13 protein-coding genes are annotated in these 24,513 nt (G+C 66.2%); 7 read left to right on the top strand and 6 right to left on the bottom strand.

Translation table 11 applies throughout. The annotated features are described in order from the left end of the window. Positions 1-119: 119 nt before the first annotated feature. Positions 120-1,340, bottom strand: a complete 1,221-nt coding sequence (locus tag CCC_RS02775) for an efflux RND transporter periplasmic adaptor subunit (RefSeq protein WP_041039699.1) — start codon at positions 1,338-1,340, stop codon at positions 120-122. Between the two features lie 203 nt (positions 1,341-1,543). Here CCC_RS02775 and CCC_RS02770 point away from each other — a divergent pair, with 203 nt between their 5' ends. From CCC_RS02770 to CCC_RS02760, 3 genes are read left to right on the top strand one after another with little or no spacing between them, the layout of a single operon-like run. Beyond that, complete coding sequence (locus tag CCC_RS02770) at positions 1,544-2,674, top strand: FIST signal transduction protein (RefSeq protein ID WP_041039697.1); 1,131 nt, start codon at positions 1,544-1,546, stop codon at positions 2,672-2,674. Then, positions 2,675-5,974, top strand: a complete 3,300-nt coding sequence (locus CCC_RS21000) for a PAS domain S-box protein (protein WP_009869537.1) — start codon at positions 2,675-2,677, stop codon at positions 5,972-5,974. It begins immediately after the preceding gene. Positions 5,975-5,983: 9 nt separating this feature from the next. Further along, positions 5,984-7,003, top strand: coding sequence for an HD domain-containing phosphohydrolase (locus tag CCC_RS02760; protein ID WP_009869536.1), 1,020 nt, complete (start codon positions 5,984-5,986; stop codon positions 7,001-7,003). 13 nt (positions 7,004-7,016) lie between these two features. Here CCC_RS02760 and CCC_RS02755 read toward each other — a convergent pair whose 3' ends face one another. The 3 genes from CCC_RS02755 to gph all read right to left on the bottom strand — a co-directional run bounded on the left by CCC_RS02755 (position 7,017) and on the right by gph (position 10,631). Then, positions 7,017-7,403 (bottom strand): RrF2 family transcriptional regulator, encoded by a 387-nt coding sequence (locus tag CCC_RS02755; protein WP_009869535.1) that lies wholly within the window; start codon positions 7,401-7,403, stop codon positions 7,017-7,019. 32 nt (positions 7,404-7,435) lie between these two features. Beyond that, on the bottom strand, positions 7,436-9,907 hold the full coding sequence (locus CCC_RS02750) for an EAL domain-containing protein (protein WP_041039695.1): 2,472 nt from the start codon (positions 9,905-9,907) through the stop codon (positions 7,436-7,438). Positions 9,908-9,968: 61 nt separating this feature from the next. Continuing rightward, complete coding sequence (gph, locus tag CCC_RS02745; RefSeq protein WP_009869533.1) at positions 9,969-10,631, bottom strand: phosphoglycolate phosphatase; 663 nt, start codon at positions 10,629-10,631, stop codon at positions 9,969-9,971. A 94-nt stretch (positions 10,632-10,725) separates the two neighbouring features. Between gph and glmU the strand changes: the two genes are divergently transcribed. From glmU to CCC_RS02725, 4 genes are all read left to right on the top strand, one after another. Continuing rightward, positions 10,726-12,075 carry a bifunctional UDP-N-acetylglucosamine diphosphorylase/glucosamine-1-phosphate N-acetyltransferase GlmU gene (gene glmU / locus CCC_RS02740; RefSeq protein ID WP_009869532.1) on the top strand — a complete coding sequence of 450 codons (1,350 nt, stop codon included), beginning with the start codon at positions 10,726-10,728 and terminating at the stop codon, positions 12,073-12,075. A gap of 6 nt (positions 12,076-12,081) precedes the next feature. Further along, positions 12,082-13,905 (top strand): glutamine--fructose-6-phosphate transaminase (isomerizing), encoded by a 1,824-nt coding sequence (glmS, locus tag CCC_RS02735; RefSeq protein ID WP_009869531.1) that lies wholly within the window; start codon positions 12,082-12,084, stop codon positions 13,903-13,905. Next, positions 13,902-14,474, top strand: a complete 573-nt coding sequence (locus CCC_RS02730; protein ID WP_009869530.1) for a septation protein A — start codon at positions 13,902-13,904, stop codon at positions 14,472-14,474. Before glmS ends, CCC_RS02730 begins: the two co-directional genes overlap by 4 nt. A 183-nt stretch (positions 14,475-14,657) precedes the next feature. After that, the gene (locus tag CCC_RS02725) at positions 14,658-23,111 is read left to right on the top strand and encodes a beta strand repeat-containing protein (protein ID WP_009869529.1); all 8,454 of its coding nucleotides are present in this window, start codon (positions 14,658-14,660) and stop codon (positions 23,109-23,111) included. 104 nt (positions 23,112-23,215) lie between these two features. Here CCC_RS02725 and CCC_RS02720 read toward each other — a convergent pair whose 3' ends face one another. Further along, complete coding sequence (locus tag CCC_RS02720) at positions 23,216-23,611, bottom strand: propionate catabolism protein (protein WP_009869528.1); 396 nt, start codon at positions 23,609-23,611, stop codon at positions 23,216-23,218. Next, a complete protein-coding gene (ygfZ, locus tag CCC_RS02715; protein WP_009869527.1) occupies positions 23,604-24,506 on the bottom strand; it encodes a CAF17-like 4Fe-4S cluster assembly/insertion protein YgfZ in 903 nt (300 codons plus the stop codon). Before ygfZ ends, CCC_RS02720 begins: the two co-directional genes overlap by 8 nt. Positions 24,507-24,513: the final 7 nt, after the last annotated feature.

Below are 24,513 nucleotides of genomic sequence, written 5' to 3'. Positions count from 1 at the left end.
CTTACCCGATTTCGTCATCCCGGCCTTGAGCCGGGATCCAGGAGTCGCTCCCCCTGGATCCCGGGTCTTCGCTTCGCTTCGCCCGGGATGACGAAAATAGAAACCCTGTTCGCGGCAATTCATGGCTGCTTGTCCGGGCGTCCCTTCCGCTGGCCGCCGCCCTTACCTTCGCCGCCTTGGCCCTCTGCCCCCTTCTCGCCCGTGCTGATGCGCGAGCCGGGCTGCAGCTTGGCGGTGCCCTCCACCACCACGGTATCGCCCTCGGTCAGGCCATCGTCGAGCAGGGCCTGACCCGCCTCGACGGTGGTCACCTTGACCGAGCGCATCTCAACGCTGCGGTCCTCCTTGACCGCGAAGACATAGGTGCCCTGGGGGCCCCGCTGCACCGCCTGGGCCGGGACCACCAGCCCGTCCTTGCGCACCGACAACAGCAGCCGCACATTGACGAAACCGCCCGGCCACAGCTTGCGCTCGGCATTGGGCATCACCGCCTTCAGCTTGATGGTGCCGGTGGTCTGGTCGATCTGGTTGTCCACCAGTTCCAGCTCTCCCGTATCGGCCAGGGCGCGGGTCTCGGGCTGCAGGGCCTGGACGGAAAGCTTGCCGTCCTGGCGCAATCGCTCGTTGACCGCGCCTAAGGATTGCTGCGGCAGGGTGAAGACCACCGAGATGGGCTGCACCTGGGTCAGCGTCACCAGACCGGTGGCGTCCGACGCCCGCACGATATTGCCCCTGTCCACCAGTCGCATGCCGGTGCGCCCGTCGATGGGCGCGGCGATGACGGTGTAAGACAGCATGGTCTTGGCATTGGAGGCCGAGGCTTCGTCGGCACGCACCGAGGCTTCCAACTGACGCACCAGGGCGCGCTGGGTATCGACGCTTTGCCCTGAAACGCGGTCGCCCAGGCTGACATAGCGGGCCAGATCGCGCCGCGCCGCTTCCAACTGGGCGGAATCCTTGTCGCGGGTGGCCAGGGCCTGCTCGTATTGCGCCCGGTAGGTCCGGGGATCGATCTGGGCCAGCACATCGCCCGCGCGGACATCCTGGCCTTCCTTGAACAGCACCTCCACCAGTTCGCCATCGACGCGCGAGCGCACGGTGACGGTGTTATAGGCCTGAACCGTGCCGATGGCGTCGAGATAGATTGGCATGTCGCGACGGGCGGCGGCGGCCACCGTGACGGCCACTGGCCGCCCGTCGGGGCCACCCGGCCGCCCATTGGTCTTGGAGGGCTGCGGCGAAGGCCACAACGCGAAAGCCAGACCGGCGACCACGATCAGGCCTCCGGCCTGGGCCGCGCGCTTGCGCCACACGGGATTTTTCAAGTCAAAGGAAGGCAAGGCCCACTCCTGGGAAGTCCACTGGCCTGGAGTATGACCGCAGCCGACCGGCCTGTCAGTAACAGAGGGTAACGCAACGCTAACCCGCCAGGAACCGCCGACACGGCTCGCCATTGTCACCCGGTTAATGAGAAAGTTATATTCCGTTCCTATTCTCTCGTTAGAATACGAAATATTTCACGGGAGCCGGGGAGGGAAATTCCATGTGGATCGAGCAGCGGCTATGGACGCCCGAGGGCGGCTGGACGGTTACCGAAACAAGCCCAGGCAAGGCTTCTTTGGTGCTTTACTTCGCGGCGCCCGGCGCCTTGACGCCCGAATCCATCCTGGCCGACCTTCGCGTCGCCTATGGCAACGCCCCCATCCTGGGCTGCACCACGGGCGGTGAAATCCTCGGCCCCGAGGTTCTCGACGATTCGATCGTGGTCTCGGCCCTGGGCTTTGACAAGGCCTCGGTACGGATGGCCAGCCGCGATCTTTCCGATGTATCGCAATCGCGCGAAACCGGCGCCGCCCTGGCCCGCGAATTGGCGGGCGAGGATTTGAGGGCCATCTTCATCCTGTCCGACGGCACCAAGGTCAACGGCGACTCCCTGGTGGCCGGATGCCTGTCGGCGGTGACTTCCGATGTGGTGGTGACCGGCGGATTGGCCGGAGACGGCGCCCGCTTCCAGACCACGGCGGTGGGCTGTAGCGACGCCATGCGTCCCGGCAGAGTGGCGGCGGTGGGGTTCTACGGCGACTCGCTTGCCATCGGCCATGGCAGCTTCGGCGGCTGGGACGAGTTCGGTCCGCCACGGACCATCACCCGTTCGGCAGCCAATGTGCTCTACGAGTTGGACGGCGAACCGGCGCTGGACCTCTACAAGCGTTATCTGGGGGAGGAGGCTCAAGGATTGCCGGGCAGCGCCCTGCTGTTCCCCCTGTCCATCCGCCCATCGGGTGACGATGCCGGGGCCGAGGTGGTGCGTACCATCGTCGGCATCGACGAAGAGGCAAAGTCCATGATCTTCGCCGGTGATGTGCCCACCGGACATCTGGCCCGGCTGATGCGGGGCAATTTCGACAATCTGGTGGATGGCGCCGGACGAGCCGCCGAGGCCGCCGCCGCCATCAAGGGACCCAGCCTGGGCCTGCTGGTCAGTTGCATCGGCCGCAAGCTGCTGATGGGACAACGCATCGCCGAGGAAGTGGAAATCGTCTCCGACGTGCTGGGCAAGGAGGCCAGCCTGATGGGCTTCTACTCCTACGGCGAGATTTCGCCCCACGGCTTCACCGGCAAGTGCGAATTGCACAACCAGACCATGACCATCACCACCATCTCCGAGCGCTGATTGACCACGCCCGCCCCCCTTCACCGCCTGTTGCAGCGCCAGCTGGCCCGTGCCTCACGGGGCCGGGAGGGCGGTGCGCCCGATTTCGAAACCCTGCTGCGCCTGATCAGCGATTCCTACGAGGAACACGACAAGGAGCGGCGGCTGTCCGACCGCTCCGCCCGGCTGATGGAAGAGGAACTGCGCGCCGCCAACCAGGAATCGCGGCGTCAGGCCAAGGCCCATCTCCAGGCCATCTTGAACACGGTCGGCGAAGGCATCGTCATCGCCGACCAGACCGGCACCGTGGTCAGCGTCAATCCCGCCCTGCTGTCCATCTTCGGCTATGAGCGCGACGAGGTGATCGGCAACAATATCGACATGCTCATTCCCCTGGCCGCCCTCAAGGCGGCGGGGTCCAGCGGCATGGAGCGCATATTCGATCTGGGCCGCGAAAGCATGGCGTTGCGCCGGGGCGGCACCTCCTTTCCCATCGAATTGGCGGCGGGCGACCTGACCCCCACGGGATCGGCGCAATTCGTGGTGATCATGCGCGACATCTCGGAGAGAAAACGCATCGAGCGCGAGATGGCCGAAAGCGAGGAACGCTTCCGCGACTTTGCCCAGTCCACCTCGGACTGGTTCTGGGAGATGGGGCCCGATCTGCGCTTTACCGGCTTTTCCGGCCAGTTCACCGAGCACACCCGCGCCTTGCCCAGCCACTATGTGGGCCATACCCGCGACGAGATGATCTCCGATGACACCCCCATGGAGGCCCGCCTGCAGAATCTGGCGGACATGGAGGCCAGACGCCCGTTCCGCGATTTCGTCTATCACACCAAGAATATGGACGGGCCCGGCCGCTTTTTGCGCGTCAACGGCAAGCCGGTCTTCGATCCGTCTGGCGAGTTCAAGGGCTACCGCGGCACCGCGTCCGACATCACCGAGGAAATCGAGGCCGCCGACCGGCTCAAGGCCAGTCAGGCCGAAATCGAACGCCTGGCCGAGCGCAACAATTCCATTCTGGAAAGCGTCGATGACGGCATCGTCGGCATCGACCTCAACGGACGGGCCACCTTCGTCAACCGCGCCGCCGCCAAGCTGCTGGATTTCGAGCCCGCCGAACTGGTGGGCAGCGACATCTTGCCGCTCATGGCCCTGGATATGGAAACCGCCGAGAGCCTGTATCAGATCCTGCTGCGCCTGGCCGATTCCATCAGAGACGACACGGCCAGCTTCAAGCGCCGCGACGGATCGCCCCTGCCGGTGGAGTACATCGCCTCGCCGGTCATGGACAAGGGCAATCAGGTGGGCGTGGTGCTGGGCTTTCGCGACATCACCCAGCGCCGCCTGGTGGAGCGCCAATTGCGCGAGGCCAAGGAAGCCGCCGAGGCGGGCAACCGCACCAAGTCAGAGTTCCTGGCCACAATGAGCCACGAGATCCGCACCCCCATGAACGGGGTGATCGGCATGACCGGCCTGCTGCTCGACACCAAGCTGACCGAGGAACAGCGCCACTTCGCCGAGACCATCCGCGATTCGGGCGAATCCCTGCTGACCGTCATCAACGACATCTTGGACTTCTCCAAGATGGAGGCGGGCAAGCTGGATCTGGACTATACCGAGTTCGAACTGGTCCCCCTGGTGGAAAGCGTCGTCGATATCCTGGCGCCGCGCGCCCATGCCAAGGGCATCGAGATCGCCAGTCTGATCGATCCCCGCCTGCGCATGCTGGTGCGCTCGGACCCCGGCCGCCTGCGTCAGGTCCTGATGAATCTGGGCGGCAATGCCGTCAAGTTCACGGAAAAAGGCGGCGTATCCATCGAGGTCACCCTGTTAGAGCGCCCCGGCGCCCAGCCCATGGTGCATTTCGACGTGCGCGACACCGGCATCGGCATTCCGCCCGAGGCCCAGGGCCGCCTGTTCTCCATGTTCATGCAGGTGGATGCCTCCACTGCACGGCGTTACGGCGGCACCGGCCTGGGCCTGGCCATCTGTCGGCGGCTGGCCGAGCTCATGGGCGGCGAGGTGGGACTGGAAAGCCAGCCGGGCAAGGGCTCGCGCTTCTGGATGAGCGTTCCCATGGAACTGCTGGCGCCGCAATCGGCCGCGCCTCCCGACCTTACCGGACACCGCGTGCTGGTGGTCGATGACAACCCGGTCAATTGCGACGTCATCGAGCGCCAGTTGCGGGCTTTCGGTGTGGAGGTTCATGCCTGCCTCGACGCCGGGTCGGGCATGGGAGAACTGACCCGCGCGGCGGCCATGGGCACGCCTTGGGAAGTTGCGGTGATCGATTCCCAGATGCCGGTGGTGACCGGTTCGGAGATGGTGCGCATGATGCGCGCCATTCCCATGCTGGGCGGCAGCCGCATCATCGTCACCTCGTCCCAGGGAATGCCCGCCGAGCAGCAGGACGGGCAACCGGCCATCGACGCCTTCCTGCACAAACCGCTGCGCCAGTCGACCCTGCTCGACACCATCGGCCGGGTGCTGGGCCTTTCCGGCCCGGAAGAACAGCCCGCTGCCCCGGCCGAGGAGCACAACGCCCCCGACTCCACTGCCAAGCGGCTGCGCATCCTGGTGGCCGAGGACAATCCCGTAAACCAACAGGTGGCGTTGGGCCTGCTGCGCAAGCTGGGCCATACGGTGGATGTGGTGGGCGACGGCGCCGAAGCGCTGGAGGCGGTGCGCCTGCTGCCCTATGACGTGGTGCTGATGGATGTGCAGATGCCCGAGATGGACGGGCTGGAGGCCACACGGGCCATCCGGTCGCTGGCGTCTGCCGCCGCCCGGATTCCCATCGTCGCCATGACCGCCAACGCCATGCGCGGCGACGACCAGATGTGCTTCGACGCAGGCATGGACGGCTATATCTCCAAGCCCATCGACCGGCACAAACTGGCCGAGGCGCTGGCCAAGTACTCGGGCGCCCCCGAACCCAAGCCCGCCGAACCGACGAGCGCGCAGGATTCCAAGGCGGTGGATCTGGACGTACTGGATGCCCTGGCCGCCGATATCGAGGCCGATACCGTGGTCGAGATCCTGGTGAAGTTCATGGAGGACGCCCGCACCCGCCATGCGAACGCCGCGGTGGCAGCGCCCGAAGGCGATCTGGAAAAGGTCCGGCGCGAGGCCCATACCATCAAGGGCGCCGCCGCCAGTTTGGGCCTGATGGCCGTGCGAGACGCCTGCCTCGCCCTGGAACAGGCCGCCCGTGCCGGCGAGGGGGTCGCCCCCCTGGTGGTCCAGCTTCACGACCGCATCGAGGCCCTGCCGGGACAGTTGTCCACCACCGCTTACGCCCTGCCGCCTTCTTAAGGACGCGCCATGATCGCCCTGCTCATCGACGACAATCCCACCAATTTGATGCTGCTCAAGCACCGGCTGATCAAGATCGAGGGCTGCGAGGTGGTCTGCATGGAATCGGCCTTTGACGCCCTGGCCTGGTGCGAGACCAATACCCCCGACATCATCCTCACCGATTATATGATGCCGGGCATGGACGGACTGGACTTCATCCGCCAGGTCCGCCAGCGCGACGCGATGCAAGACGTTCCGGTGGTGGTGGTGACCACGTCGGATGTCAGGGAAATCCGTCAGCAGGCCCTGGATCTGGGCGCCGCCGACTTCCTGACCAAGCCCGTTGACGGGCCGGAACTGATGGCGCGCACCCGCAACCTCCTGGCCCTTCGGAAATCGCGTCTGGCGCTCCACGACCGCGCCGCCGAGGAACTGGTGATGCGCCTGTCCAAGGCGGCGGAATACCGCGACCCGGAAACCGGCGCCCATATCGAGCGCATGGCCCGCTATTCCTCCCTGATCGCCCGGCGCATGGGCATGAATCCCGAAGATGTGGAACGCCTGGAACTGGCGGCACCCATGCATGACGTGGGCAAGGTGGGGATTCCGGACATGATCTTGCTCAAGCCCGACCGCTTGACCGAGACCGAATTCACCGTCATGAAGCAGCACGCCATGTATGGCTGGGAAATCCTCAAGGATTCCTCATCGCAACTGGTGCGTCTGGCCGCCCTGATCGCCCGGACCCACCACGAGAAATTCGACGGCAGCGGATATCCCGAAGGCCTGAAGGGCGACCAGATCCCCCTGGAAGGGCGAATCGTGGCCGTGGCCGACGTGTTCGACGCCCTGACCTCGACCCGGCCCTACAAGACTCCCTGGCCGGTGGATAAGGCGGTGGCTTTCCTGACGGAGCAGAAGGGACGCCATTTTGACCCCGCCTGCATCGATGCCTTCCTTGGCGATCTGACCGAGGTCCTGCGCATCAAGGCGCAGTTTCTCGATCACGGGGAAGAAACGCCGTCCCATCCCCTGGCTAATTACTAAGCGGTCAGCCGCCTTAGATCACATCCGCCAGCGACTTGCCGTCGAACACCGCCAGAAAGGCGGCCAGGGCATTATCGACCAGCCCGCGCAGGCGGCAGTCGTCGATAGGGCAACCGTCGCAAGGCTCGTGACAGGGCAGCAGGGCGAGGTTCTCCTGCTGGCGGAACAAGCGGCCGATATCGATGTCTCGCGGCTCGCGCGCCAGACGCAGGCCCCCATGCTTGCCCCGCACGGTCTGGAGATGGCCCAGATCGGCTAGGGAGCGGACGATCTTTTTCAGATGCTCGGCTGAAATTCCATAGTACTCAGCCACTTCACGCACCGTCACAACCCTGTCGCGATGACGCGACAGATAGATGAGCAGACGGATGGAAAAGTCTGTGAACTGCGTGATTTTCATGATGTGTCCGCCCTGGGTCCGGGCCCATGGTGCTACAGGCGGCCGACCCGTTCAACGACCTTGGCGACCAGACGGGTGATTTCGCCGCTGTCGCCCTGGGGCGCCAGGCTTTCCAGATCGCCCAGCAACGAATAAAGCACCTCTTCCCCGAACATGCCGCACTTGCCGCGCATGGCATGGGCGTGATCGGCCAGTGCCGCGCGGTCGCGCCCCTCGGCCAGACTGCGCAGGGTCTGCTGATCCTTCAGCATCTCGGCCATGAAGGCGGGCAACAGATGCTCCAGCCCGGTGGGAATGTTGATGCCCGCCACCAATCCCGCATCGGCCGGAGCCGAGTCGGTATTGGCGGGCGGCAGCATTTCTGCCATGGCGGCCAGCAGATCGGAACGGGCAATGGGCTTGGTCAGAAAGCGGTCGAAACCCGCCTGGCGCGCCCGGTCGCGGCTGTCTTCGGAATTGTCCACGGTCAGCGCGATCAGCGGCACCGGGTCCAGCCCGTTGTCGGCCTCGAACCGGCGGATGGCCCGCGCGGCCTCGAACCCGTCGGTTCCGGGCATGCACAAATCCAGGACCATCAGCTGATGGCGGTTGCCGCCATCCTTGCGCACGGCGCAGGCCTTGGCGATGGCCTCGGCCCCGTCGGCGGCCTCGTCGATGAGACAGCCGGTGCCTTCGAGAAAATCGCGGAACACCAGCCGCGCCAGTTCCACGTCGTCGGCGAACAGCACCCGGACACCGTGGGGCGCCACGGCGACACTTCCCTCTGGCTCGGAAATGCCCTGGCGCTCGAGTACGAATTCGCGGAACCGCGCCGCGCTCAAGGGCGGCGAGAAGAAATAGCCCTGGGCCACGTCACAGCCCAGATTCGTGATGAAATCCATCTGATGCTGGGTCTCGACGCCCTCGGCCACCACTTCCAGATGCAGCGAATGGCCGAGCGCGATGATGGCTTCGACCATGGTGGCGTCGTCGCTGTGTTCGCCCATATCGGCGATGAACGAACGGTCGATCTTCAGCACATCGACGGGAAAGCTCTTGAGATACGACAGCGAGGAATAGCCGGTCCCGAAATCATCCACCGACAGGCTGACGCCCAGAGCGCGGATGGTTTCCATCTTGGCCAGAATCTCCTCGCCATTGGACAGCAGCAGGCCCTCGGTAATCTCGATGGTCAACAGCCAGGGCGGCAGGCGGGTCTCTTCCAGGGCGCGCCGGATGATGCCGACGATATCGCCTTGCTGGAACTGACGGGGAGAGATGTTGACGGCGATATTGATCTCGCCCAGCCCCATGCCCTGCCAGACCAGCGCCTCGCGGCAGGCCGCCGTCAGCAGCCATTCGCCGATGGGGCGGATCAGGCCGATCTCCTCAGCCAAAGGCACGAACTGGTCGGGGCTGACCACGCCGAGATAGCGGTTGTGCCAACGCAACAGCGCCTCGGCCGCGTTCACCTTGCCCGTCTTCACATCCACAAGAGGCTGGAAGACCAGATGGAACTCGCCCTGGGCCAAGGCGCTGGACAATTCATCGGCCAGACGCGAGCGGGCCTGGGCGCGGGCATCCATGGCCGGGGTGAAGAAGCGGAAGGTATTGCGCCCGGCCTGCTTGGCCTGCTGCAGCGCCGCCGTGGCGTTGCGCATCAGGGCCTCCACGTCCTCGCCGTCGCCGGGCCACAGGCAGACGCCGATGGAACACGAAATCAGGATATGGTGATGCTCGACCGTGAACGGTTCCTGCAGCACCTCCAGCACCGAACGGATCACGGCTTCCACCTCGGCGGTGGCCCGGATGCCGGACAGGACCACGGTGAACTCATCGCCGCCGAAGCGCGCCGCAGTGTCGCCCTGGCGCAGGCAATTCTGGAAGCGGCGAGACGCCTCCTGCAGCACCTTGTCGCCGATCCAATGGCCCAGCGAATCGTTGATGTTCTTGAAGCCGTCCAGCCCGATGAACAGCATGGCCGCCTTGGACCCCTCGCGCCCGGCCAGGACCAGGGCCTGCAACAGGCGGTCGAGGAACAGGTTGCGGTTGGGCAGTTCGGTCAGGGGATCGAAATTACTGCGCTGCCAAAGCTGTTCCGCCGTCTCGCGCGCCTCGGTGACGTCGCGGAACACGGCGATGCGGCGCGCCGTCTTGCCCTCGGCATCGCGCTGCGAGCTGATGGACAGCCACAGGCGCACCGGCCGACCATCCTTGTGGCGGTCGATGACCTCGCCCTGCCACAAGCCGGTGGACGAGAGCTTGGCCCACATTTCCTCGTAGAAGGCCCGGTCGTGGAACCCGGAACTCAGCATATGGGGGTCGTTGCCCACCGCCTCCTCGGCCGTATAGCCAGTGATGGCGGTAAAAGCAGGATTTACGGCGATGATGCGGTTGTCGCAATCCGTGGCGAACATGCCCTCGAAAGCATTGTCGAACACGGCCTGATAGAGCGAAAGACGCTCCACCTGCTGCGACAGTTCCTCTATCCGCCGCTGCGACGACTGACCTTTACCCTCGACCACGGTGCCCCCAACAAATCGGCTTCAAAGAGCATGGTCCCGAACATCTTTCAACGCAAGAGGGCTACCCCAAAAGCAAATGGGATAGTTCCCGGAAATCGTCGATGACCCAGTCGGCGCCAAGCTCCGCCACGGGCCCGTGGCAATAGCCGAAGGACAGCGCCACGCTCCTCACCCCAGCGGCCCGCGCCGACAAGATGTCATTGGCGGAATCGCCCACCATCACGGCCCTTGCGGCGGGCACGCCCAAGCGGTCGAGGATGCAGGTGACATGGGCCGGATCGGGCTTGATGGCCGGGGCGTCGTCGGCGCCCACCACCAGATCGAACCAGCGCTCCAGGTCCAGCGCGGCCAGGATCTCGTCGGTGGCGCGCGAGGGCTTGTTGGTGCACACCGCAAGCTTCAACCCGGCCTCCTTCAGCCGGGCCAGGGTCTCGGGCACGCCGGGCCAAGGCCGGGTACTTTCCGCCGAGCGCGGCTCGTAATCGGCCAGAAAGCGCTCGAGATAGGGCCCCACCTCCGGCCCCGGCATGCCGCCGGTGGCCTTGAAAGCCCTGCTCACCAAAGTCCCCGCCCCATCGCCCACGAAAGACATCACCGTCCGGTCGTCGAGAGGCTGACGGCTCTCGGACTCCAGCAGGCGGTTGACCGCCGCCACCAGATCGGGAAGCGAGTGAATCAGGGTGCCGTCCAGATCGAACAGCACCGCCAGCAAACCCATGCCCATTGAAACCTTCCGCAACAAAGATTGACTTGGCCGAACCGGGCCTTTTGTGGCACCTTCCGGCCACAACCGCAACAGATTGGGTCCAGCCCGCATCATGGCTTCTGCCAAGCTCGCCGTCATCGTCCTTGCCGCCGGCATGGGAACGCGTATGAAGTCGTCCCTGCCCAAGGTCATGCATCCTCTGGCGGGCCGTCCCATGGTGAGCCATCTGCTCGACACCGTCTCAGGCCTGGCGCCCGATCGCATGGTGGTGGTGGTCGGCCCCGACATGGAGGTGGTGAGCAAGACCGTCGCCCCCCATCCCACCGTCATCCAGGCCGACCGTCTTGGCACCGGCCATGCCGTCCTTCAGGCCAAATCGGCCCTGGGCGAGTTCGATGGCGATGTGCTGGTGCTGTACGGCGACACGCCGCTGATCACCCAGGCCACCTTGGAGCGCATGCTGGCCGAGCGCCGGGGTCCGCGCGACCCGGCGGTGGTGGTGCTGGGCTTCAAGCCCGACGACCCCGGCCATTACGGGCGTCTGGTGGTGGGCGCGGAAGGGCTCAAGGCCATCGTCGAATACCGCGACGCCACCCCGGACCAGCGCGAGAATCCCCTGTGCAATTCCGGCGTCATGGCCATCGATGGCAACCGGCTGTGGAGCCTGATCGAGCGGGTCGATAACAAGAATTCCAAGGGCGAATACTACCTGACCGACATCGTCGCCCTGGCGCGAGCCGACGGCGCCACCTGCACCCATGTGGAGGGCGAGCCCTCCGAACTGCTGGGCGTCAATGCCCGCTCGGAACTGGCGGTGGCGGAATCCCTGGTCCAGGCCCGGCTGCGTCTGGCGGCCATGGATAACGGCGCCACCCTGATCGACCCCTCTACCGTCTGGTTCTCGTGGGATACCAGGATCGGCCGCGACGTCACCATCTGGCCCCATGTGGTGTTCGGCCCCGGCGTCACCGTGGGCGACAATGTGGAGATCAAGGGCTTTTGCCATTTCGAGGGCTGCACCGTGGAGGCGGGTGTGGCCGCCGGTCCCTTCTCGCGCTTGCGCCCCGGCGCCGAGATCGGCGAAGGCGCCCATATCGGCAATTTCGTCGAGGTCAAGAAAGCCACGGTGGAGGCGGGCGCCAAGATCAACCATCTGGCCTATGTGGGCGACGCCCGCGTGGGCGCTGGCGCCAATGTGGGCGCGGGCACCATCACCTGCAATTATGACGGCTTCAACAAGTCGTTCACCGATATCGGCGCAGGCGCCTTCATCGGCTCCAACACCTCGCTGGTGGCGCCCGTCAAGGTGGGCGACGGCGCGGTGGTCGGCGCCGGTTCGGTGATCACCAAGGAAGTGACGCCGGGCGCCCTGGCCGTGGCGCGCGGCTCGCAGATGGAACTGAAGGGCTGGGCCGAGCGCTTCCGCGCCCAGCAGGCCGCCAAGAAAGCGAAGAAGGACTAGACCTCCATGTGCGGCATCGTCGGCATCATCGGCAAGGTGGAAGTGGCCCCTCTCCTGGTGGAGGGATTGCGGCGCCTGGAATATCGCGGATATGACTCGGCTGGCATCGCCACCTTGGTCAATGGCGAGATCGAACGCCGCCGCGCCGAGGGCAAGCTGGCCAATCTGGAAAGCCTCCTGAAGACCCGGCCCATGGGCGGATTGATCGGCATCGGCCATACCCGCTGGGCCACCCATGGCGTGCCCAACGAACGCAACGCCCATCCCCACGCCACCAAACGGGTGGCGGTGGTCCATAACGGCATCATCGAGAATTTCCACGAGCTGAAGGCCGAACTGTCGGCCAAGGGCCAGGTGTTCGAAAGCGACACCGACACCGAGGCCGTGGCCCAGCTCATCGACTACCATCTGGCCCAGGGCATGGGGGCGGAAGAGGCCACCGCCAAGGCTCTCGAGCGTCTGCAGGGCGCCTTCGCTCTCGGCATCATCTTCGCCGGACGGCCCGATATGATGATCGCGGCCCGCCAGGGCTCGCCCTTGGCCATCGGCTATGGCGCGGGCGAGATGTATCTGGGCTCGGACGCCCTGGCGCTGGCGCCGCTGACCCAGAAGATCGCCTATCTCAACGACGGCGACTGGGCGGTGCTGACCGCCGAAAGCGTGGTCATCCGCGACCGCACCGGCGCCAACGTCACCCGCGAGGTGCGCCAGACCCAGTTCTCGGGCGCCATGATCGGCAAGGGCGAGCACCGTCACTTCATGCTCAAGGAAATCTTCGAGCAGCCCGAAGTGGTGAGCAATGCGCTCAACACCATGTTGAACCCCGCCGACCGCACCATCACGCTGCCCAAGTTGCCCTTCGATCTGGCCTCCATCAAGCGGGTGCGCATCATCGCCTGCGGCACCTCCTACTACGCCGGTTCGGTGGCCAAGTACTGGATCGAGAAACTTGCCCGCCTGCCGGTGGAAGTGGATATCGCGTCCGAGTTCCGCTACCGCTGCCCGCCCATGGAGGCCGACGGCCTGGCCATCATGATCTCGCAGTCGGGCGAGACCGCCGACACCTTAGCGGCGCTGCGCTATTGCCGCGAACACGGCCAGCGCACCCTGTCCCTGGTCAATGTGCCGGAAAGCACCATCGCCCGCGAATCCGAAGGCGTGCTGCAGACCATGGCCGGGCCCGAGATCGGCGTGGCGTCCACCAAGGCCTTCACCACCCAGTTGACCGTGCTGGCCTGTCTGGCCATCGGCATGGGCCGCGCCACGGGCGCGCTGTCCGCCGACCAGGAAGCCGATATCTGCCGCTCGCTGTCCGAGATCCCGGCCCGTATCGCCGAGGTGCTGCGCCATGACGACGAGATCCGCATCATCGCCCAAGGCATCGCCGAGGCCCGCGACGTCCTCTATCTGGGGCGCGGCACCAGCTATCCCATCGCGCTGGAAGGCGCGTTGAAGCTGAAGGAAATCAGCTATATCCACGCCGAGGCCTATGCCGCGGGCGAACTCAAGCACGGCCCCATCGCCCTGATCGACGATTCGGTTCCCGTGATCGTCATCTGCCCGACCGACGAGCTATATGAAAAGACCGCGTCCAACGTCCAGGAAGTGGTGGCGCGCGGCGGCCGCGTGGTGTTCTTCTCCGATGCCGAGGGCATCCGGCGGGTCTCCACCAAGCTGTTCTCCTCCATGGCCCTGCCCTGCGTCGATCCGGTGGTGGCGCCCATCCTTTACGCCATTCCGGTGCAATTGCTGGCCTATCATGTGGCCGTGGCCAAGGGCACCGACGTGGACCAGCCTCGCAATCTGGCGAAAAGCGTCACGGTGGAATGAGCGCGCCGCAGGCCCCCAAATGGCTGAAGCCCGCCGTGGATTTCGGTCCGCTGGCGGTGTTTCTGGGGCTTTACTGGCTTAAGGGCCTGTTGCCCGCCACCGCGGCGCTGATGGCGGCCACGGCGGTGGCTTTGGTCCTGTCCTATGTCTTCACCCGCAAGGTCGCCTTGATGCCGCTGGTCACCGCCTTGGTGGTGGGCGTGTTCGGCGGGCTGACCCTGTGGCTGAATGACGAAACCTTCATCATGATGAAGCCGACCATCGTCTATGCCCTCTTCGCCCTGGTGCTGGGCGGCGGGCTGGCCCTGAACCGTCCCACGGTCAAGGTGGTGCTGGGCGAGGCGCTGCATCTGGACGATGACGGCTGGCGGGTCTTGTCGCTGCGCTTTTGCCTGTTCTTTCTGGCCATGGCCGGGCTCAACGAGGTGGTGCGCAGAGTGGCGTCGCTCGACACCTGGGTCTTGTGGAAGGTGCCGGGCAGCATGGCCTTGACCTTCATCTTCATGATGTTCCAGATGCCGCTGATCCGCCGCCACATGCCCGACGAGAAGGCCCCGACCGGGCAATAAGCACCCGGCAAAATCTGCACGGGGCAAAATTTGCCGGGACGGATTCCCCGTTCATCCCTATAAGGAATAGAGGAATTACCTCGGCCCGCCTTACAAGAAAGGTTCGGCATGTTTCTTGCGTTGCCACGCGAAGTCAGGTCAGGCATCGCCGCGATCGTTTAGGGTCCGGTCGGAGAAGCACCCATGGTCTCGTCCATATCGTCGCTGAATGAGGCGCAGATCGCTCAACTGAGCGGCGCGGCCATTCGGGACCTGACCGCCTCGGACATCCGCGAACTCAGCACCTTCCAGATCGCCGCCTTCAGCGTCTCCCAGATCCAGGAGATGAGCAGCACCCAGCTCTCATCCCTCACCGTCACCCAGATGACGGGGCTGACGGAAACGCAGATCGGGGCGCTTTCGCCGTCGCAGGTGGCGTTCAGCGGCGACCAGCTTTCGGTTCTTCTCGACGCCCAGTTCGACGCCTTCGGCGTGGACGTCATTTCCTCGCTCTCCACCTTGCAGATCAAGGGCCTGACTGCCACCGACCTGGGAGAGATGACGGTCACCCAGTTCCGCGCCCTGGCGCCCACCCAGCTATCGGTACTCTCCATCACCCAGGTCAAAGGACTGACCTCCACCGAGACTGGGGCGCTGACCCCCACCCAGATGACGGGTATCGCGTCCAGCCAGATCGCCGCCATGAACGGCACCCAGGTGAGCGGACTGGGCAACGAGGCGCTGGCCTCGCTGAACCTCAGCCAGTTGAGCGGTCTCACCATCACTGGCATTCTGGCGCTGTCCTCCACCCAGATTCCGGCCTTCGCTCCCACCCAGGTGGCGGCCTTGTCGACCACCCAGGCGCGCGGCCTGACCCAGACGGCCACCGGCGCGCTCAGCGCCGATCAGGTCGCGGCGCTCAGCAGCAGCCAGATGGCCGCGCTCAGCGCCTTCGGCATCCAGGGTTTCGACGTGACCCAGGTGGGGGTGCTTTCCCAGACCCAACTGGCCGCGGTGGGGGCCTCCCAGTTCCAGTTCTTCTCCACCTCGGCCATCGCCACCTTGAATTCCACCCAGATGGCCGGGTTGAGTTCCACCCAGTTGGCCGCCCTGACCGCCAAACAGGTGGCGGGGCTGAGTGATTCCCAACTGACCGGCCTCAGCGCGGCCCAGATTTCCAATCTGGCCGCCCGTGGCGTGGCCGGACTGGACGCCGAACAGATCGATCTGCTCTCCTCCAATCAAGTGGCGGCGTTCAGCACCACCCAGATCGGCGCCCTGTCCACCAGCGCGGTGGAATCCCTGGACGCCACCCAGATCGGCGGATTGTCGGCGGCCCAGATCGGGGCGCTGAGCACCAGCCAGTTCAGCACCTTCTCCACCGCCGAGATCGCAGGCCTGTCGGCAACCCAGGTCCGTGGCCTGTCGGCCACCGGAATCGGCTGGCTATCCGAGGATCAGGTGGCGGCGCTCACCTCGTCCCAGGTGGGCGCGTTCAGCACCGCCCAGATCAAGGCACTGTCCGCCACCGAAATCGGATCGCTGTCCCTCGACCAGATGGGCGCGCTGAGCGGCGCCCAGATCGCCGCCCTGTCGCTGACCGCCATGGCCGGTCTGACCCAGAGTCAGATTCAGGCAATGACCTCGACCCAGATCAACGCCTTGTCGGCGGCGCAGATCGGCGTGCTGAACGCTGATCAGATGCACGGCTTCGACGCCACCCAGATTTCCGCGCTGAACCAATATCAGGTGAAGGGTTTCGGCATCCGGGCCCTGACCCAATTCGACGAGACCCAACTGGCCGCCCTGGGAACCTCCCAGATGGCGGCGTTATCCATCACGGCGCTGCGCGGCCTGAACGAGTTTCAGATGGCGCAGTTGAGCGGGGCTCAATTGGGGGCGCTCAACCAGACCCAGTTGGCCGCGCTGGCCTCCACCCAGATCGCCGCCATGAGCCCCACCCAGGTGGCGACCCTGACCGCCACCCAACTGACCGGGTTCAGCATCACCCAGATGGCCGGGCTGGCCGACGACCAGATCGGCGCCATGAGCCCCACCCAGTTGGGCGCGCTCAGTCTTGCCCAGCTTCGCGGCCTTTCACCCACCCAGATTTCGGACCTCACACCGACCCAGATCGCCGGGCTCAGCACCACCCAGGTGGCCTCGCTCACGCCCACCCAGATCAGAAGCCTGTCGGTCGAGGCCATCGAGACCCTGTCCGATTCCCGGATCGCGGCCCTGACCTCGGCCCAGATGGGCGGCCTGTCCATCGAGCAGTTGGCGGCGTTGACCGAGACCACCTTGGACCGGCTCAGCACCACCCAGTTGGGCGGCCTGACCGCTGGCCATATCCGGGGACTGACCGACGAGCAGTTCTTGTCCCTGGACGCCACCCAGTTCAGCGCCCTGTCCACCACCGGATTGCTGGGCCTTAGCCATGACCGGGTTTCACTGCTAAAGGAAGACCAGATCGAGGCTTTGACCGTCACCCAATTGGGCGGATTGGGGGCCAATCCCCTGTCGGCGTTCAGCGCCGATCAACTGAGCCATTTGTCCAGTCTCCAGTTGAAGGGGTTGCAGGACACCCAGATGGCGGCCCTGTCCGTGGACGCCCTGTCCGGTCTCTCGGCAACCACGTTGGCCAGCCTGTCCACCACCCAGGTCGCCGGGCTTTCCGCCACCCAGATGGGCCAGTTGAGCCAGGATCAGCTGACGGCGCTGTCCCAGACCCAGTGGGCGGCCCTGCGCACCACGCAACTGGCCGGTCTCAGCCTGACCCAATTGGGCGACATGTCGGCGACCCAGGTGCGCGCCCTGACCGCCACCCAGATTTCCTCCCTGGCCGATACGGCGGTCGCCGCCCTGTCGCCCACGGCCGTCGCGGCGCTCAACAGCGCCCAGATCCGGGCCCTGTCCGCCACCAATGTGGGACTGCTGACCGATACCCAGCTGGCCTCCCTGACGCCGTCGCAGGTGGCGGCCTTGAGCGTCGGCACCCTGCGCGCCATAGCAGAGACCCAGGTCGCCCTGCTCAGCCCCACCCAGATGGGGGCTTTGACCGTCACCCAGATGGCCGGACTGACCGAGACCCAGATGGGCGCCATGGGCGTCGAGCAGGTGGCCGAGCTTTCCATCACCCAGCTCCGCGCCCTGTCGGCCACCCAATTGGGCGCCTTGAATGCGACCCAGGTGCAAAGCCTGACGGGAACCGAGGTCGCGGCGCTGACCGCCACCCAGATTCGCGGCCTGGGGGCCGATACGCTGGGCGAGTTGTCCACCTCCCAGATCGGCCTGTTGAGCTTCACCCAGTTGCTGGCGCTGTCGACCACCGGCGTCACCGGCCTGTCTTCCACCCAGATCGAATCCCTGGCCACCAGCCAGATCCGGATTCTGTCCACCACCCAGATCGGCAATCTCAGCGCCGATCAGGTTTCCAACCTGTCGGCCAGCGTTCTGTCGGCCCTGACCCGCACCCAGATGGGCGGCATGACCGCCACCCAGGTGGGGTCCATGACCCTGACCCAGATCGAGTCCCTGACCACGACGGGGGTGGCGGGTCTGTCCGCCGACGGCATCGCGGGCCTGAGCGAGACCCAGGTCGCGGCGTTCAACGTCACTCAGCTTTCGGCGCTGACCCCCACCCAGATGGCGGGTTTGTCCGCCGCCCAGTTGTCCGGGATGGATTCCACCGAGATTGGCGGTCTCTCGGTCACCCAGGTGCGGGGATTGAGCGCGGCCCAACTGGCCAGCCTGAGCGTCACCCAGGTTAACGGGCTGAACCAGACCCAGCTTTCGGCGCTGACCCCCACCCAGATCGGCGGCCTGGGCGCCACCCAGCTGGAAGCCCTGGGACCGTCGCAGATGGGACTGCTGTCGGCCACCCAGGTCACCGGGCTCAGCCTCTCGGCCCTGGCGGGCCTGTCCAGCGTCACGGTGGCCGGGCTGGGCACCACGCAATTGCGGGCCCTGGCGTCCACCCAGATCAGCGCCCTGTCAGAAGACGGGCTGGACGGCCTTGACCTGGACGAGCTGAGCTTCCTGTCGGTGTCACAGGTCCGCGGCCTGACCGCCACCCAGATGTCGAAGCTCGACACCAGTCAGTTGGCGGCGCTGTCCACCACCCAACTGAGCGGCCTGTCCAATGGGGCCATCGGCGGGCTGACCACCACCGGCATCGCCGGGCTGAATCCGACGCAGCTGGCGGCGCTGTCTTCCACCCAGATCCACGCGCTCAGCGCCGATCAGATGGGCGGACTGGACACGTCGGTGATCGCCGGACTGACCAATACCCAGATCCGCGCTCTCAGCCAGTCGCAGATCGCGGCGCTGGACGCCAGCCGGCTTGCCGCCTTCAGCCCCACCCAGCTGGCGGCGCTGTCCACCAGCCAGATGCAGGGGCTGACCGGCGACACCATCGTCAATATGGATGCGACCCAGTTCAGCGCCACCCAGATCGCCGCCCTGTCGGCGGCGGGAATCGGCGGCCTGACGCGCGATCAGATCACCGGGCTGTCCTCGGTCCAGCTGCATGCGCTCAGCGCCACCCAAGTCGGATGGATGTCCGCCGATCAAGTGGGCGGCTTGACTTCGTCCGAACTCTCCGCCCTCAGCATCACCCAGTTGGCGGGCCTGAATGCCGCCCAGATGGGCGCGCTCAGCACCACCACCCTGGATGGACTGACCGCCACCCAGATGGGAGCGCTGTCGGGCGCCGCCATGAGCGGCCTGACCGAGACCCAGATCGCCACGCTGGGCACCACCCGCCTCCGGGCGCTGTCCACCTTCCAGGTGGCGGGCTTGAGCGATGCCCAGGCCCAGGCCCTGACCACGTCGCAATTGGCCGCCCTGGCGCCCAGCCAGGTGGCCAGCCTGAACACCATAGCCCTGGGCGCGCTGAGCGCCGACCAGATCGATGCCTTGAGCAGCGCCCAACTCTCCGCCCTGTCGGCCACCCAGCTTTCCGCCCTGTCGGAAGTGGGATTGGACGGATTGTCCACGGCGGATGTGGTGGGGCTGTCCACAACCCAGCTGCGCGGCCTGACCGCCACACAGATGGAATCCCTCTCCACCACCCAGGTGGGGGCGCTGAGCAATACCCAGATCGCCAACCTGACCGGCGCGGCGCTGGGCGGGATGACCAATACCCAGATCGCCGGATTGGGCAGCGCCCAGGTTCAGTCTCTGACCCCCACCCAGATCGCCGCCCTCAGCCTGGATCAGATTGCCGGGCTGAACACCGCCACCCTGGGCGCGCTCTCCGTCACCCAGTTGCGCGGGCTGGCCACCGCCCAGTTGGCGGCTCTGAATGGCGCCCAGCTTGGCGGCTTGACCAATACCCAACTGGCGGGATTGTCGCAGACCCAGATGCAGGCCATGGGCGCCGACACCATCGGCAGCCTGTCGACCGCCCAATTGGCCGCCTTCAGCGCGACCCAGATGGCGGCGCTGTCGGCCTCGGGCATCGGCGGTCTTTCGGCCACCCAGATCGAGTCCCTGTCCACCATCCAGTTGCGCGCCTGGAGCGCCTCTCAGGTGGCGGCACTGACCCCGGATCAGGTCTCGGGCCTGTCGGCCACCGATCTGGGAGCGCTGTCCACCACCCAGCTTGGGGGCCTTACCGCCAATCAGGTGGCATCGCTGTCCACCACCACGCTCACCGGCATGACCGCCATCCAGATGGGCGCGCTGTCGGCCGGTGCGGTGGGCGGCCTGGCCCCCACCCAGATGGCGGTGTTCAACGAGACCCGCATCCGGGCCATGACCACCACCCAGATCGGCGGCTTGAGCGACGCGCAGATCGGCGCCATGGCCACCACCCAGCTGACCGCCTTGGGCGCGACCCAGATCGCCGCCATCGCCGCGGGCGCCATGGATGGATTGTCGGCCGAGCAGATGGCCAGCCTGGGCACCACCCAGTTGCACGCGCTCTCGGCCACCCAGATCGCCGCCCTGTCCGAGACCGGCATCGACGGCCTGTCGGCCACCCAGATGGCGTCCCTGTCCACCACCCAGGTCGGCGGCCTGTCCGGCACCCTGGTCAGCGGATTGAGCAGCACGCAACTGGCCGCCCTGTCGGCCACCCAGGTGCGGACCTTGAGCACGGCCCAGTTGACCGCGCTGGATTCGGTCCAGTTCTCCGGCCTGTCCACCAGCGGCCTGGCGGCCCTGACCATCACCCAGGTTGCGGCGCTGGCTGGCACCCAGTTGGCCTCGCTCGGCCTCACCCAGATGGACAGCCTCTCGGCCACCCAAATCCATGCCCTGTCCAGCAGCGGCGTGTCCGGCCTGTCCACCACCGGATTGGGGCATCTGTCGGTCACCCAGCTTTCGGCCCTGACCGTGACCCAACTGGGAGCCCTGACCACCACCCAGACCGGCAGCCTGCCCACCGCCACCCTGGCCGCCCTGACCGCCACCCAGCTGTCCGGCATGAAGGCGGCCCAGGTGCAATCCCTGTCCACGGCGCAACTGTCTGCCCTGTCGGTGACCCAGACCCGCGCCCTGTCGGTCTCCGCGCTGGGCGGTCTGGCCGATACCCAGACCAGCGGCCTGACGCTCACCCAGGTGGCGGCGCTGTCGACCACCCAGGTGGCGGGGCTCAGCCTGACGGCGCTTTCGGGTCTGTCGGCCAGCCAGATATCGGCCCTTTCCAATGCCCAACTTCGGGTCCTGACCAATGCCCAGATGGGCGGCCTGACCGCGACCCAGGTGGCGGGGCTCAGCCAGACCGCTTTCTCCTCGCTGTCCACCACCCAGCTTTCCGGCCTGGGCGCCACCCAGACGGCGGCGCTGACCACCACCCAGGTCTCGGGGCTCACCGCGACCCAGCTTGCCGCGCTCTCGGCGGGCGGAATCACGGGCCTGACCGGCACCCAGATCCATGCCATGTCCACCACCCAGTTGCGCGGCCTGTCAGCCACCCAGGTGGGCGAATTGTCCCAAGATGCGGTGGGCGAGCTGACCACCTCCGATATGGGCGCCCTGACCATCACCCAGATTCGGGGATTGCTGGCCGATCAGGTGGACGAACTGGACGAGACCCAGATCGGCGCCATGAGCGCCACCCAGATCGCCGCCCTGTCGGTCTCCGCCGTGGCCGGTCTGGCCGCCACCCAGATCGACGGCCTGTCCACCACCCAGATGACCGGCCTTTCGGTCAGCCATCTGGCGGCGCTCAACACCACGGCCCTGGCCAGCCTGTCGGCCACCCAGATGGACGCCCTGTCCATCACCCAGCTGCGCGGCTTCACCCCGGCCCAGATGGCGGCCATGGGCAGCGATCAGATCCAAGGCCTGTCCACCGCCGATCTGGCGGGGCTTGCCACCACCCAGTTGGCGGGGCTGAGTTCGACCGGCCTGGGCGCCCTGTCGGCGACCCAGTTGGGCGGATTGTCCACCACCTCGCTGACCGCCTTCTCCAATGCCGGGCTAATGGGGCTCAGCGCGACGCAGATTTCCGGCCTGTCGCTGACCCAGACCCGCGCCCTGGCCGCCAGCCAACTGGCGGCGCTGACCACCACGTCGGTGACCGGACTGACCGCGACCCAGATGGGGGCGCTGTCGACCACCCAGTTGCGGGGCTTGAGCGGAGCGCAGATGGGGGCGCTTTCGGCCACCCAGATCAACGGTCTGGCCACCACCCAGGTGGCGTCCCTGGCCGCGGCCCAACTGGCGGGAATGACATCGACCGGCATCGGTTCGCTGTCCACCACCCAGTTGGTGGCGCTGACCACCACCCAGATCACCTCGCTGTCGGCCACCGGCATCGGCGGCTTGACCGCCGCCCAGTTGGGCGCGCTGTCCACCACCCAGTTGCAGGCGGTGACCACCACCCAGATCGGATCGCTGACCACCACCCAGGTGGCCGGGCTAAACGCCACCGAGATCAACTCCCTGACCACCACCCAATTGGGCGGATTGTCGGCCAGTGGCATCGGATCGCTCAGCACCACCCAGATCACGGCGCTGACCACCAAGCAGATATCCTCGCTGTCGCAGATCGGCATCTGGGGCATGACCGCCACCGCTTTGGCGGCCTTGTCCACCACCCAGATCGGGGCGCTGTCGCCGTCCCAGGTCAACGCCCTGTCGCCCACCGGCATCGTCGGCCTCAGCACCGAACAGTTGGGCAGCCTGGACGCCACCCAGTTCTACGCCCTGGCGGGAGAGCAGATCGCCGCCCTGACGCCCGCCGAGATCAGCGGCCTGACCACGTCTCAGATCGCCCAGATGGACAGCGAGCAATTGGGAGCGCTGACCCGCGTGCAGATCCGCGCCCTGACCACCACTCAGGTTCAGGCCCTGTCCATCACCCAGGTCCAGTCGCTGTCGACCCAGCAGGTGACCAATCTGACCGGCAGCCAGTTGCAGGCGCTGTCGGCGGGCCAGTTGGCGGCCCTGTCAGCCACCCAGATGGGAGCGCTGACCCCCACCCAGGTCAGCAATTTCAGCACCACCGAGATGGCGGCCCTGTCTCCCAACCAGTTGGGCGGCCTGACCACCACCCAGGTCGCGGGCCTGTCGACCACCAATGTGGGAGCGCTGTCGGCCACCCAGATCGAGGCGCTGAACGCCGTCCAGATCGACGCCTTCACCACCACCCAGATCGCCGCCATGACGCCCGACCAGATCGCCGCCATGCGCTCGGCGGTGGCTTAGCGTATCCGTGTCGTCGTCCCGGCCCCGAGCCGGGACCCAGGAGTCGCCCCCCCTGGATCCCGGATCTCGCATTGCTCGTCCGGGATGACGAAAACAGGGAGGGGTTACTCGCCTCCCTCGACCTTTTCCGCCAGCACCAGATACAGGCCGTCGGCGTCGATCACCGCTTCGCGGCTGCCATCGACCACCGCCGATTGCTCGACGATGGCGGCAGAATCCGACAGCCGCGCCTTGGCCTCGTCCAGGGATGACACATAGATATAGGGCGTGGTGTGATCCAGCAGCACGGCCACGGTCCAGGGGCTGAACCGGCGTTCCATGAAAGCCTTGGAAGCCAGGATCTGGTGGCTGTGTCCGGCCCGCAATCCGACCCAGCCCGGATTCCCGCTATCGACCACCTCGAAGCCCAGGGCCTGATACAGCCGGACCGCCTCGGCGATATCGGCCGAGACGGTCAGCGGCGTCACCCGGCGTGACAGATCCTGCACCAGCTCACTCACTTTCGGGAAACACCGCCCATTTGGGCTTTGCGGCGTCCAGACGTGCCGTGCCGACGGTGAACCCCATGCCCCCCGAGGCGCGCCACTGGTCCAGCCGGATCAGGGCCAGACCCGCATGACCGCAGGCCGAGCGCATCTCGCCCGCCTCGGCTTCCCCCAGATGGATGACCGTTCCCGGCGCTGGCATGGGTCCGTTGACCTCCACCGGCATCAGGCGCTTCTTGACCAGCCCGCGATACTTGGTGCGCGCCGTCAGTTCCTGGCCCATATAGCAGCCCTTGTTGAAGTCGACGCCGTTCAGCTCCTCGAAGCCGTTTTCCAGCAGCAGAGCCTTGTCCACCTCCAGATCGCGCGAACCGTCGGGCAGGCCCAGGCGGATGCGGGCCTCGTCCCAGGAATGGAAGGGCGCGGGCTTGAAGTCGTTGGCTTCGAGAACGCGGGGGCCGCCATCGACGGGCAGCAGGGCACGCAGGCCCCCTTCGGCCAGACGGGGATCGACGAAGACGCTGCCGCCCGCGAATTCCGTGGCGGCTCCGGCTTGCGGCTCCAGGTCGAAAGCAGCCGCGACGCCTTCGCCCATCAGGCCGAACACCGCCATATTGGAGGCCACGGCGATGGTCACCTTTGAGCGCAGCTTGTACATGGACAGCTTCTTGCGCAGATCCTCCAGGCGCGCCGCCTCCGCCTCGATCAGGAAGACATCGCCCAATTCGACCACGAACAGATCGTAGAGGAACTTGCCCTGGGGGGTGAGCAGGCCAGTGAACACCGCCCGATCCCCGGCCACCTTGTTCATGTCGTTGGAGACCAGGCCTTGAAGGAAGGCGCGGCGGTCCTCGCCCCCCACTTCCAGCACGGCACGCTGTTCCAGATGCACAAAGACCTTGTCGCTCATGGGCCAA

The sequence above is a fragment of the Paramagnetospirillum magnetotacticum MS-1 genome, assembly GCF_000829825.1.
Lineage (GTDB): Bacteria > Pseudomonadota > Alphaproteobacteria > Rhodospirillales > Magnetospirillaceae > Phaeospirillum > Phaeospirillum magnetotacticum.
Note: the sequence above shows the minus strand (reverse complement) of the source record. Positions and strands in the feature narration are given on the sequence as shown.

What these genes read in the sequence shown, in the direction of transcription:
- CCC_RS02770 (WP_041039697.1), top strand. Translation starts at nt 1,544, where the DNA reads ATGTGGATCGAGCAGCGGCTATGGACGCCCGAGGGCGGCTGGACGGTT.
- CCC_RS02760 (WP_009869536.1), top strand. Translation starts at nt 5,984, where the DNA reads ATGATCGCCCTGCTCATCGACGACAATCCCACCAATTTGATGCTGCTC.
- CCC_RS02755 (WP_009869535.1), bottom strand. Translation starts at nt 7,403, where the DNA reads ATGAAAATCACGCAGTTCACAGACTTTTCCATCCGTCTGCTCATCTAT.
- gph (WP_009869533.1), bottom strand. Translation starts at nt 10,631, where the DNA reads ATGGGCATGGGTTTGCTGGCGGTGCTGTTCGATCTGGACGGCACCCTG.
- glmU (WP_009869532.1), top strand. Translation starts at nt 10,726, where the DNA reads ATGGCTTCTGCCAAGCTCGCCGTCATCGTCCTTGCCGCCGGCATGGGA.
- glmS (WP_009869531.1), top strand. Translation starts at nt 12,082, where the DNA reads ATGTGCGGCATCGTCGGCATCATCGGCAAGGTGGAAGTGGCCCCTCTC.
- CCC_RS02730 (WP_009869530.1), top strand. Translation starts at nt 13,902, where the DNA reads ATGAGCGCGCCGCAGGCCCCCAAATGGCTGAAGCCCGCCGTGGATTTC.
- CCC_RS02725 (WP_009869529.1), top strand. Translation starts at nt 14,658, where the DNA reads ATGGTCTCGTCCATATCGTCGCTGAATGAGGCGCAGATCGCTCAACTG.
- ygfZ (WP_009869527.1), bottom strand. Translation starts at nt 24,506, where the DNA reads ATGAGCGACAAGGTCTTTGTGCATCTGGAACAGCGTGCCGTGCTGGAA.